Source organism: Mesorhizobium sp. M7A.F.Ca.CA.002.05.1.1, from assembly GCF_003998335.1.
Taxonomy (GTDB): domain Bacteria; phylum Pseudomonadota; class Alphaproteobacteria; order Rhizobiales; family Rhizobiaceae; genus Mesorhizobium.
Map to the genome: position 1 here is coordinate 1 of NZ_RZQI01000066.1, position 12,385 is coordinate 12,385.

Here is a 12,385-nt window from a genome sequence, read left to right on the forward strand (position 1 = left end):
GCGTCGAAGGGCGCGGCGTCCGGCCAGCCCATGGTGCGTCGCCCGCGCGCACCGCGACGTTGTCGTAGCCGAGTTTCCCGAACCGTTGCCGCTGTGCAGGGCGTGTGCCCCTGTCAGCCTTGGTAGAACTCCTGACGCTGCATGCCGAGGCCCTCGATGCCGAGCGTAACGACGTCGCCTGCCTTGAGGAAGATGTTCGGTTTCTGGCCTAGGCCGACGCCAGGAGGGGTGCCGGTGGAGATGATGTCTCCCGGCAGCAGGCTCATGAACTGCGACAGGTAGGACACCAGATAGCGGACGCCGTAAATCATCGTTTTGGTCGAGCCGTCCTGGAATTTGCGCCCGTTGACCTCGAGATGCATCTTGAGGTTCTGCGGGTCGTCGATCTCGTCGGCCGTCACCAGCCACGGGCCGGTCGGTCCGAACGTATCGCAGGACTTGCCCTTGGTCCACTGGCCCTGACGTTCAGCCTGGAAGGCGCGCTCGGAAACGTCATTGATGACGCAATAGCCCGCGACATAGTCCATCGCCTCGGCCTCCGACACGTATTTTGCCGTCTTGCCGATGACGACGCCGAGCTCGACTTCCCAGTCGGTCTTGAGTGATCCACGCGGGATTTCGACCGGATCGTTGGGGCCGACAATGGCCGACGTGGCCTTCATGAAGATGATCGGCTCCGGCGGCACCGTCGCGCCCGTCTCTGCGGCGTGGTCGGAATAATTCAGGCCGATGCAGATGAACTTGCCGGTGCCGGCAACGCAGGCACCGAGGCGCGGGTTGCCTTCGATCAAGGGCAAGGTCATCGGGTCGATGGCGCGTAGTGCGTCAAGACTTTCCGGAAGCAACGTACTACCGGCAATGTTGGCCACCTTGCCAGATAGGTCGCGGATGCGGCCGTCCTTATCGAGCATTCCGGGCTTTTCCTGGCCCAACGGGCCATAATGCAACAACTTCATTTTAGGGGTCACTCCTCGACATGACTTCACGTTCTAAAGACGTAGTCGGCAGTCGTGGCGGCCGCAAAAGCCGGAAGGTCGCGGCCGATAGACAACAAGTTCCTTGCTACGCCAAACCTGCCATTTGGGCGATGAAGGCATTCGCGCTTATCAGTCCGGAACGGTCCAGCCCTGCTCGGCCGCGTGGCGCTTCTCGAAGGCATCGATTTGGTCCTTCTGTGACAGCGTGTAGTCGAGTTCGTCGATGCCGTTTAGCAAGCAGTGCTTGGAGAACTCATCTATCTCGAAGGAATGGACCGCTCCGTTCGGGGCGGTCAGAGTCTGTGCGGCGAGATCGACCTCAATGGTCGCCCCCTGTTGTTCCTTGAGCTGGATCATGATGCTGCTGATTGCGTCGCGTTTCAGTACCACTGGCAGCAGACCGTTCTTCAAGCTGTTGGAGAAGAAGATGTCGCCAAAGCTCGGCGCGACGACAACCCGGAAACCATAATCCGCAACCGCCCAGACGGCATTTTCGCGCGACGAGCCGCAACCGAAATTATCTTCGCCAACCAAGATCTCGCCGTGGCGATAGGGTGGCGTGTTGAGTACAAAATTTTCCCGCTCCTTGCCGCCGTCGTCGAAGCGCAGATCGTGGAAGAGATATTGGGAAAAGCCCTCGGCGCGGGGTTTCGAAAGGAAGCGCGCCGGCAGGATCTGGTCGGTATCGACATTGACGCCAGGAAAGGGAACGGCGGTCGCCGTGACCGACTTGAACGGTTCCATGGTCATTCTCCTCGCTGAAACTGGCGAACGTCGGTGAGGTGGCCGGTGATAGCGGCTGCGGCCGCCATGGTCGGGCTCATCAAGTGGGTACGTGCGCCGCGACCCTGTCGGCCGACGAAATTACGATTTGAGGTCGAGGCGCAGCGCTTGCCGGAAGCCACGGTCTCGCCATTGGTTCCCAGGCAAAGCGAACAGCCCGCCTCGCGCCACTCGAAACCGGCGTGGAGGAAGATGCTGTCCAGCCCCTCAGCCTCCGCCTGAGCCTTGACCAGGCCAGACCCAGGCACGATCCAAGCTTCGACTCTCGGATGGACCGTCCGGCCTTTGACGACCGCCGCGGCGGATCTCAAGTCCTCGATCCGGCCATTGGTGCACGAGCCGATGAATACCCGGTCGACCGGGATTTCAGCCAGCAACGTGCCGGGTTCGAGTCCCATATATGTAAGCGCCTTCGACATGGCTTCGCGGCGCTCGGCGGTGTTGGCGCGATCCGGGTCTGGCACTAGCGCGTCGATTGGAGCGACGTCCTCAAGGCTCGTGCCCCAGGTTACCATCGGCGCGATCTCGGCCGCGTCGAGTGTGACTTCCCTGTCGAACACGGCGTCGGGATCCGAGCCGAGCTGCGACCAGCGCTCGACCGCCTTGTCCCAGGCTTCTCCCGAGGGCGAATAGGGCCGGCCCTTCACATAGTCGAACGTCACCTGGTCTGGCGCGATCATGCCGGCGCGCGCGCCGGCCTCGATCGACATATTGCAGACAGTCAAGCGGCCTTCCATGGTCAGATCACGGATGGCGGAGCCGGCATATTCGATGACATAGCCGACCGCGCCAGCGGCGCCGATCTTACGGATAATGGCGAGAATGACGTCCTTGGCGCTTACGCCGAAGCCCAGTTCGCCCTCGACGGAAATCCGCATGGATTTCGGTTTGCGCTGCCATAGCGTTTGGGTGGCCAACACCTGCGTTGCCTGCGTCATGCCGACGCCGAACGCCAGAGCGCCCAGCGCGCCGTGCGTCGAGGTATGACTGTCGGCGCAAACGATGGTCATGCCCGGCTGGCTGATACCCTGCTCGGGGCCGATGACATGCACGATGCCCTGCCGGCTGTCGGCAAGTTCAAACACGGTGAAGCCGAGCTCCTTGGCGTTCTCCATCAGCGACTCGACCATGCCGCGGCGCTCGGCGCTGGGAATGCGCGCAACCTGACGCACGTCAGTCGGCACGTAGTGGTCGGGCGTGCCGAAAATTTGATGAGGAGCTCTCGGGCGCAAGCCGCGCGCCCGCAGGAACTCGAATGCTGGCTGATAACCGTCGTGGATGAGATGCCGGTCGACATAGAGCAGCGTCTCACCGTCCGCGCGGTCGAGGATGCTGTGCTGCGACCAGATCTTGTCCAGCATGGTGAGAGCCGCGCGAGGCCGGCCTAAGCTCATCATATTTTTCTCCCATAGGAAGCAGATCAAACGAAGCAAGCAACCAAAGGCGGTGATGCTCAGCCGCAGCCGGTGAGTAGCATGGCGCCCGCCGATACGTTCGGGGCCATTTTCTAACGTAGTGACGTCCGCCCCAAGGAGTCTTTGTTGGGAAGGGTGTCATCGCAACGCGCGATGACTGGCGATTGTCGCACCGAGTTGATCGGCTCACCATCGATTCTGGCCAAGGCGTGTCGGGTGGACAGCTTCCCCTCCCGACGCTCGTCCACGGGCGCATCCAACCCGACTCCCGGCAACGGGCGTCGATCCGAACAGACCGTCCAAACTACTTCTCTTCAAGCAACACGGGGGGCCCCTGGGGCTTGGAAGCCAGTGCAGTTAGCTGGCTCCTAACAATGCCGCATATCTTTCAAGGGACAGGCCCGCCGAGCGGTCATCTCAAAGCTGACTCTTGCCCCCGTCAACGACGATCTCGGTGCCCAGCATGAAGGACGAGGCGTCGGAGGCGAGGAAAAGCGCCACTTCCGCCTGCTCGGATGGATCGGCGGCGCGGCCGATCGGCACGCGTGCCTGAACGGTCGCCAGCGCCTTTTCGGCGCCGTTGGCGAACGGTCCTTCGCTGGTGAACACGGCGGTCTTGGTTGGTCCTGGCGACAGGCAGAAGACACGGATGCGGCGCGACAAGAGGTCTGCCGAAATCGCCTTGGCTAGGGCCAAGGCCGGAGCCTTCGAAGCCGCGTACAGTGCCATATTGGGCTGACCGGTCTTGGCGGCGATCGACCCCGTCAGGATCACCACGCCGCAATCGCGCATGAAGGGTGCTGCCTTTTGGACCGTGAAGAACTGGCCCTTGGTGTTGACAGCAAAAAGCTTATCGAAATCCTCGCCGGTCCAGTCGGCGAACGGCTTGAACACGGTGATGCCGGCATTGGCGAAGACGATGTCGATGCCTCCGAGCGCTTCCGAGGCAAGCACCGCACCAGCCGCGATGGAGTCCAGGTCGGAGACGTCCATGTGGACGCCGACACTACCCGGACCCAGCTCGGCTGCCAGCGCCTGGGCTTTCTTGCCGTCGCGTGCGCAGAGCGCCACACGCGCGCCTTCGCGGACGAATGTCCGCGCCGCAGCAAGCCCGATGCCGCTCGTTCCGCCGGTAATCAGCGCAGTCTTTCCCGCAAGTCGCATTCACAATCCCTCAATGTTGGCGCCCGCATCCGTCTGGTGGTGAGAACCTACGGGAGGCGGCGGGTGGTAGGAGCCCAGCTCATCTTCGCCGGCACACCCCCGGGCCAAATGGAGCATGCCCCGCTCTGATAGCGTTTGACCGGCTGCTCGGCATTGAATGCTCTCTTTGCCCCTTCATGGTTCAGACGAGAGCGCCGACGCGGACGTGGCGCCAGTCTCGGCCTCTCTTAAAAGCAGGCTTCCATGATCGAAAGTCGCAAACGGGAAGGAAAGCATCGTGCCCGACGATGCCGCGGCCCGGCACATCGCCGATCACGATGCCCCCCTTCCCGAATGGCGTCTTCAGTTGCTGCCCACGACGCTTTAGACAATCCGGGGACGCTACAGTTTGCCGGCTGATCCCGACTGGGGTCGCGTGGTCCGCCGCGCCGCACGCAAATCGAAGGATTTCAAGATTCTCGGTTCAAGAGCAGGAGATTTATACATGTACACCGATCCGATCAGGGTTTTCTGGGTGCCTGGATGCTCGGCCTGCGTCAAGACGAAGGAGTTCCTGACCAGTCTCGGCGTGCCGTTCGAATCCGTGAACCTGCTCGAGAACGAGCAAGGCGCAGCCGACCTCGCCAAGCTCGGCGCGAAGTCTTTGCCTGTCGTATCGCGCGGCGAGAAGTTCACCTTCGCCCAGTCGCTCGACCAGGTCGCCGAGTTCGTCGGCAGGAAGCGAGACGGCGTCGAGCGACTGCCGCCTGAAGAGCTCCATCGGCGCTGGCAGGAATTTCTCGCGGTAGCGAGATCACTGATCGTGGAGATTCCGGTGGACAAGCTCGGCCACCATCCCATTCCGAACCGCCTGGAGCGAACGGTCCTTGGCCTTGCCTATCACATTTTCCAGATACCTGACGTATTCGTCCGCAACGTCGCGGGAGAATTCGAGGATTGGGCGCACTACGTCAATCTTCCCGCGCCTGATGACATGAAGAACAATGCCGACATCCTTGCTTTTGCCGACGCATCGATCGCGACCCTGACGGGCTGGTGGGATGGCTTGCAGGACCGCGCCTGCCTATGGACCGTCCGGACTTATTATGGCGTGCGTTCGGGCTGGGAGGTACTTGAGCGCCAGACCTGGCACTCGGCGCAGCATACGCGCCAGTTGCAGGCGGTACTCGAAGGCTTTGATATTCCTCTCTCCAAGACTGTCGACGCGAAACTCTATGACGGTCTGCCGATGCCGGTCGCCCTCTGGGAATAGCGCCGCCCCGGTTGCCAACGACGGCCTCTCCCGCCATGCCAGCTGATGGCTACGTCGGACCGCTGCTTTTCGGAGCGGGCGCGAGGCAGCGGATAACCGAGGCGGGCGGGCAATACCGTCGAGCCGGGCAAACCCACCAGCAATCTTGGGCGAACGAATGAGCACACGGGTCATCATTATCGGGTCGGGGCCGGCGGGCTACACCGCCGCCATCTATGCGGCACGCGCGCTGTGCAATCCCGTGCTGATCTGTGGGCCGCAACCTGGTGGACAGCTGACGGTAACCACGGATGTCGAGAACTATCCGGGATTCCCCGACATCGTCCAGGGCCCATGGCTCATGGAGCAGATGCAGAAACAGGCGGAACACTGCGGGGCGACTATCGTCACTGACCATGTCGAAACCGCCGATCTCAGCGAGCGGCCGTTCAGGGTAATCACGTCGTCCGGCAAGCGCTACGAGACCGAGGCGCTCATCATCGCGACCGGCGCCCAGGCCAGGTGGCTTGGCCTGCCTTCGGAAGAGCGTTTCCGCGGCTTCGGTGTCTCCGCTTGCGCTACATGCGACGGCATATTCTTCATCCGCAAGCACGTCGTGGTGGTTGGCGGGGGCAACACCGCGGCCGAGGAAGCGCTATTCCTCAGCAAATATGCGTCTAAGGTCACGCTCGTGCACCGTGGTGCCAGTTTGCGAGCGGAGAAAATCCTGCAGCAACGACTGTTCAACGACACGAAAATCGAGGTCGTCTGGGAGCATGTAGTGGATGAAGTTCTGGGCAACGAAGAACCGGCGCTCTCCGTCGAAGGCATTCGCCTCAGGCATGCCAGAACGGGTGCCGTGCAGAACCTGCCTGCCGACGGGCTGTTCGTCGCGATCGGCCACAGCCCGTCCGTCCGGGTCTTTGGCGACCAGCTCCGACAGAAGCCCGGTGGCTACATCTGGGTTGAGCCTGGATCGACGCGCACCAGCGTTCCGGGCGTCTTTGCGGCAGGCGATGTAAGCGACGATGTCTATCGGCAGGCGGTAACCGCTGCCGGCCTCGGCTGCATGGCCGCCATCGAGGCGGAACGGTTCCTCGCTCACCCTCATTCGTAATGCTTGCGGCTGCGCAACCGGGCCTGGCTCGCTCTACCATGCTTTGCCATATTCTCTCCGCTCCGCCGTCTATCGGTAAAGCATACCGCGGCACCTGGCTCCGAGCAGAAGCCTTATCCTCGCAGTGTGCGATGCCGGCATAAGAATCTACGACTCACCTTTTTGCGCCGTTTCTTTTTATAAGGTCGCCGTACTGCGCCGTCGGCCATGCCGTCGCGAAGTGCCGCGGGAGGCCAAGAGGAACGGTGATGGGCTTTTAGTTGGCGGCAGGAATTCGGGTGCGCTGTCTACGGTTCCTTTGGGACGTGACGCTAGCAAAGTCTCGCTGCGGGATGGAAGCCTCGAAGAAGCAATAAAAAGGGAGAGAAGAATGATTGGATCCTACAAAAAATCAGCCCATGCCATGCTGGCAGCGCTGTCGCTGGTACTGCTGTCGCTCGCTGGCGCCAACTGCGCCAAGGCGGCTGATGACTATCCGAACAAGCCGATCGAAGTAATCGTCGGCTACCTCCCCGGTGGCGCAACCGACTTCGCCGCCCGCGTCCTCGCCGAGTCACTGTCGACCAGCCTCGGACAGCCGGTGATCGTCAATAACCGCCCCGGCGCCTCTTCGGCGATCGCCGTTGATGCCGTCAAGCGCGCGGATCCAGATGGCTATACGCTTCTGTTTGGCAACAACGACGCGATTGCGATATTGCCGGCCGTCAAGCCGGACGTGGCCTACAAGATCCCGGACGACCTGACCTTCATTTCCCGGGTCGTCGAGTTTCCACTGGTGTTCGCTGTCAGCACGAAGCTGCCGCTCAACGCCATGAAAGATTTCGTCGAATACGCGAAGGCCAATCCCGGCAAGTTCAACTACGGCTCTTCGGGTGTTGGCGGTTCGCTGCACATTGAGGGTGTGCGTATGGCCCTGGCGGCAGGCATCGACATCACCCACGTCGCCTACAAAGGTGCTGCCGGTGCTGTGACCGACCTCGTCGGAGGCCAGATCGACGGCATGTTCGGCACGGTGAAGGACATCTCCGCCCATCTCAACACTGGCACCATCAAGCTGCTGGCCGTGACCTCTCCCGAGCGCGTACCGGTAGTGCCGGATGTGCCGACTTTGGCCGAAGCCGGCCTCGGCGACGCCACCGTCACGGGCTGGTTCGCCCTCATGGGTCCCGCGAACATGCCTAAGGAGGTCACCGACAAGCTGAGCAAGGCCGTCGCCGACGCCTTGGTCAAGCCGGAAGTGGCAAAGCGTCTGGCTGACTCTGGCCTGTATACGTCGCCGCTTGCCGGCGCTGAGTTCAAGGATTTCGTGGTCAAGCAACTCGACACGTTCAAGACCATCGCCGAAAAGCAGAACATCCGGATTACCGATTGACGGTTCGTCGCGGGCGGCTCATTCGTTTTGGGCCGCCCTAAGTCTGGCATGAACGTTGCGCGCGGATTGGAATTTTCGATGCGAAATCCGCCAATCGCCCCATATCGCCAAGCGGCATCAAGCACCCCGAACCAGGCAGGTTCTGACCTACCATGGCTCCTGCTGCTTCGGCCTATGATTTATGCACCGGGTCCTCACGATGCCATCTCAACTTGAAAAGCCGAGAGACGTGATCAGTGGGACGCTGGTGCTCGCCACCGGTGCAGCGTTCCTTTACTTCGGTCGCGGGTTGACGGTCGGCAGCGCTTCGCGAATGGGGCCGGGCTACTTTCCGATCGTTCTGAGCCTGCTGATGGTCGTTCTGGGGCTTGCCATCATCGTTAACGCATTGCGTTCAAAAAGCGGGGCAGGCGAGGCGCTGACGATCCCTTGGCGTGCGCTTGTCCTCGTCCTGGGCTCGATCATGGTCTTCGCCCTAACCCTCAAAGGGCTCGGCCTGTTCATCTCGCTGGCGCTCTGCATTCTGGCGACGACCATGGCCAGCAGCTACACGAAGTGGATCCCCTCCATCACGCTAGCCCTCGTGCTGTCTCTCGTCTGCGCCTTCCTTTTCGTCTATGCGCTCGGATTGCCCATCCCGATCATCGGGCAATGGCTATCTTTCGGTTACTGGTGGCCTTCGGCTTCCCCCAGCCCGTGAAAATCACCAGCTGAAGAACATTTTTCATGGACTTCTTTTCCAATCTTGAGCTTGGTTTCCAGACGGCACTGAACCCGTGGAACCTGCTGTACTGCTTCATCGGCTGCCTGCTAGGCACAGCTGTCGGGGTCTTGCCGGGTCTCGGGCCGGTGGCAACAATTGCCATGCTTCTGCCGCTGACCTTCAGCCTGTCGCCCGACACGGCGATGATAATGCTGGCCGGCATCTACTACGGTGCGCAATACGGAAGCTCCACCACCGCCATCCTGATCAACCTGCCGGGCGAAGCCGGCTCGATCGTGACCGCGATTGACGGCTACGAGATGGCCAAGCAGGGCAGGGCGGGTCAGGCGTTGGCGGTGGCGGCACTGGGTTCGTTCTTCGCCGGAACGGTCGCAACGCTCATCCTGGCGCTGTTCGCTCCGGTGCTGGCCGGCTTTGCGCTGAAGTTCGGCCCGGCAGAGTATTTCTCCCTGATGGTGCTCGGCCTCGTTGCATCAGTTACGCTTGCGTCAGGTTCGCTGCTCAAGGCGTTCGCGATGATCGTGCTGGGCCTGCTGCTTGGCCTGGTCGGGACCGATGTCGAGAGCGGCACGCTGCGATACACGTTCGGCATACCGAGCTTGGCCGACGGGCTCGATTTCGTCGCGCTCAGCATGGGCGTATTCGGTATCAACGAGATCATCTTCAACATCGAGCATGAGCAGAAGCGCAACGTAATTGTTCGCAAGGTGAGCAAACTCATGTTGACGGCTGCGGAGCTCAAGAGCGTCATAGCCCCGGTCTTGCGAGGGACTGGCATCGGCACCGTGCTTGGGATCTTGCCCGGCGGTGGCGCAGTCCTGGCATCGTTCGCGGCCTATGCGGTCGAGAGCCGTGTCTCGAAAAACCGGTCGCAGTTCGGCAAGGGCGCTATTCAAGGGGTCGCGGCGCCAGAAAGCGCCAACAATGCCGGCGCGCAGACCTCATTCATCCCGATGCTGACGCTCGGCATCCCCTCCAACCCGGTAATGGCGATGATGATCGGCGCGTTGGTTATCCAGGGCATTACACCTGGCCCGAATGTCGCCACTGAGCAGCCGGCCCTGTTCTGGGGTCTGATCGCCTCGATGTGGGTCGGCAATCTGATGCTGGTCCTGCTTAACCTGCCTCTGATTGGCATATGGGTGCGGATGCTGATGGTGCCGTACCACTACCTCGCTCCGGCGATCGTTGCGATTTGCTGCATCGGCGCTTACAGCGTCTACAACGACTCGTTCAGCATCTACACAATGGCCCTGTTCGGCCTCGTCGGCTACATCCTGATCAAGCTCGACTTCGAACCAGCGCCGCTGCTGCTCGGCTTCGTGCTGGGACCGATGCTGGAGGAGAACCTGCGGCGGGCAATGGTGCTTTCCCGTGGCGACCCGACCGTGTTCCTCACCCGGCCCGGCAGCCTCATGCTGATCGTTCTGGCCGCGATACTGTTGGTCCTGGTGCTGTTGCCCAGCATACGCTCGAAGCGCGAGGAAGCGTTTCAGGAGTGACTTCGGGTAGGAGGGAAAAACCGGCGCGTCAGGCATCTCAGCCAGCGATTGAGTCCTTCCAAAAATGGTGTCGCGCAGGTCTTGACAGAGTTGCATGGGAGCTATCCGAATTGCGGACGGTCGACCGACGCGATTGGCAAGTGACGCCGTGGCCAAGGATGAGCGCTGGTGGCATCGTCCGAGACGATGCATCACTTCCCAATCGCGACTGGGGCTAACGCCGTCGTATCATTATCAGAACTGCGTCGCCTCCTGGGCGACTAGTTGGCCCGTTGTCATCGGAACGTTCCCGATCGACGGACTAAGCCACGCAATTGGGAGGATTTATGCCGTATTCGGATTTCAAGGGGAAGGTTGCGATCATAACGGGGGCCGGTGCAGGTATCGGCCTTGCCATTGCTGAAGCGCTTGTCAAGGAAGGGGTGCGTGTTGCTGGCATGGATATCAATCTGGATGGTGTGAGCCGGGTTGAGCAGCGCGTTGGGAAAGACAAGTTCCTTGCCTTGCAGGTCGACATCACTGATCCGGCGAATTGCAAACGGGGCGTGGATGCTGCTGCAGAGCATTTCGGTGGATTGCATGTCCTCATCAACAATGCCGCGCTCGGCATGAACGCCGTGCACCCACGTTACGAGACTCTCCCCTTGCAGATCGAAGACGTCAGCGAAGAACTGTGGAAAAAATTCATGCTGACCAATGTCTGCGGCACGTTCAACATGTCGCGCCAGGTCGTTCCGCGCCTGCGTCCGCAGAAATGGGGCCGCATCATTAACGTCAGCACGAGCTACTTGACCATGATGCGGCCGGGCTTTTCCCCCTACGGACCGTCAAAGGCGGCTCTCGAAGCATGGTCGATGATGCTGTCGCGCGAACTCGATGAATCAGGCATCACCGTCAACGTCGTGTTGCCGGGCGGGCCGGTAGACACGGCCATGGTTCCCGATAGGGATGGCCTTGATCGCGAGACGCTTATCCGCCCCGAGATGATGGCTCCGATGATTCTGGCGCTCTTGACCAGCGAGGGCGACAAAATAACCGGCAAACGCTTCCTCGCGGTCGATTGGGACAATACGACCAGCGACCCGCAGCTTCAGACCCACCGGACCGCGGCCTGGCCGGAGCTAGCCACTCCGCTCGCAGCGTTGGCGCCGAAGAAGGGGTGAATGTCCTCCATGGACTAACCTCCCATGTACAGCGTGGCGGGAGGGGAACAACCAGCCAGACAAGGGATTTGCCTCTTTCCGGCAAGGCAGCTCTCCTCGAGGGAAGGTCGGGTCGTTGACCGGCTTGATGAAGTTCTGAAAACCGCTGAAGCGGGCGCGTGCCCAGTTGGGCAAAAGATGCGTCCGTCATGGCAGACCGCACGGCCTCAACCAGCGGATAAACGATCACCAGAACCAGAAGTATGGCGATCGGCGCCAACAGCAAATAGGGCAGCCCTTCAAAGCTTTGGCGTCGCCTCTTCGAACGAGCTATGTCCCTCCACTCAGCAGTTACTGAAACTTCGCTCAAATGCGCGACCTCCAGCATGCGCGGACACCAGGGCGGTCGAATTCAGCATTGGGATAGTTGGCTGGACGCGGGCTCAGAGCCTTCGATGGGATGGACCTCGTCGCATTCCACGATGTAAGGCGTGAACGCGGAAGACTTGTCGATATCCAAGTGACACAGCCGGTCCGCCCCCGGAGCGGACATCTCAAGACTGGCAAAAGGATGGCGGCGTGATTGGTCCCAGCGTGAGCCTAGGCTGCGAGCTGGTTCTTCACGAATGCACCATCCTTCATGATGGCGGACATGTAGCGGCCTTGACTGCCCAGCGCAGACAGATCCTTCACGGGATCCTTGTCGACCACGAGGAGGTCGGCAAAGGCGCCTGCCGCGATCGTGCCGACCTTGCCTTCCATACGGACGAGTTCGGCGGCGGTAAGGGTTGCCGATTTGATCACCTCGATCGCCGGCAGCGCCTCCGCGCGGATCAGGAACTCTTCGGACTGATAGCTGTGCATCGAGCCCAACACGTCGGTGCCGTAAGCCAGCTTGACGCCGGCTGCCCGCATCGTCTCCAGCGATTCGGGACCTCTTGCGCGCACCCATTTCAGG

Annotated in this window: 11 protein-coding genes; 6 read left to right on the forward strand and 5 right to left on the reverse strand. The window is 61.2% G+C overall.

All coding sequences use genetic code 11. From position 1 onward, the window contains the following. Window positions 1-113 precede the first annotated feature (113 nt). The 4 genes from EN939_RS05785 to EN939_RS05800 form a co-directional block, all read right to left on the reverse strand. Window positions 114-956 (reverse strand): fumarylacetoacetate hydrolase family protein, encoded by an 843-nt coding sequence (locus EN939_RS05785; protein WP_127267269.1) that lies wholly within the window; start codon window positions 954-956, stop codon window positions 114-116. Window positions 957-1,106: 150 nt separating this feature from the next. After that, entirely contained in the window at window positions 1,107-1,721 is a 615-nt protein-coding gene (gene leuD, locus EN939_RS05790) for a 3-isopropylmalate dehydratase small subunit (RefSeq protein ID WP_127267270.1), read from the reverse strand. A 2-nt stretch (window positions 1,722-1,723) separates the two neighbouring features. Then, window positions 1,724-3,121, reverse strand: a complete 1,398-nt coding sequence (gene leuC, locus EN939_RS05795; protein ID WP_245456763.1) for a 3-isopropylmalate dehydratase large subunit — start codon at window positions 3,119-3,121, stop codon at window positions 1,724-1,726. Window positions 3,122-3,592: 471 nt separating this feature from the next. Next, window positions 3,593-4,339, reverse strand: a complete 747-nt coding sequence (locus EN939_RS05800; RefSeq protein WP_024504883.1) for an SDR family oxidoreductase — start codon at window positions 4,337-4,339, stop codon at window positions 3,593-3,595. A 484-nt stretch (window positions 4,340-4,823) separates the two neighbouring features. Here EN939_RS05800 and EN939_RS05805 point away from each other — a divergent pair, with 484 nt between their 5' ends. From EN939_RS05805 to EN939_RS05830, 6 genes are all read left to right on the forward strand, one after another. Beyond that, window positions 4,824-5,591 (forward strand): glutaredoxin domain-containing protein, encoded by a 768-nt coding sequence (locus EN939_RS05805; protein WP_024504884.1) that lies wholly within the window; start codon window positions 4,824-4,826, stop codon window positions 5,589-5,591. Window positions 5,592-5,748: 157 nt separating this feature from the next. After that, a complete protein-coding gene (gene trxB, locus EN939_RS05810; protein WP_032899518.1) occupies window positions 5,749-6,687 on the forward strand; it encodes a thioredoxin-disulfide reductase in 939 nt (312 codons plus the stop codon). 403 nt (window positions 6,688-7,090) lie between these two features. Next, window positions 7,091-8,059, forward strand: coding sequence for a Bug family tripartite tricarboxylate transporter substrate binding protein (locus tag EN939_RS05815; RefSeq protein ID WP_164748757.1), 969 nt, complete (start codon window positions 7,091-7,093; stop codon window positions 8,057-8,059). 199 nt (window positions 8,060-8,258) lie between these two features. Beyond that, entirely contained in the window at window positions 8,259-8,759 is a 501-nt protein-coding gene (locus tag EN939_RS05820) for a tripartite tricarboxylate transporter TctB family protein (protein ID WP_032899542.1), read from the forward strand. Window positions 8,760-8,785: 26 nt separating this feature from the next. Next, a complete protein-coding gene (locus EN939_RS05825; RefSeq protein ID WP_127267272.1) occupies window positions 8,786-10,285 on the forward strand; it encodes a tripartite tricarboxylate transporter permease in 1,500 nt (499 codons plus the stop codon). 326 nt (window positions 10,286-10,611) lie between these two features. Next, window positions 10,612-11,448, forward strand: a complete 837-nt coding sequence (locus EN939_RS05830; RefSeq protein WP_127267273.1) for an SDR family NAD(P)-dependent oxidoreductase — start codon at window positions 10,612-10,614, stop codon at window positions 11,446-11,448. Between the two features lie 579 nt (window positions 11,449-12,027). Here EN939_RS05830 and EN939_RS05835 read toward each other — a convergent pair. Beyond that, the coding region (locus EN939_RS05835) for an amidohydrolase family protein (protein WP_164750890.1) at window positions 12,028-12,385 on the reverse strand (358 nt) is incomplete at its 5' end.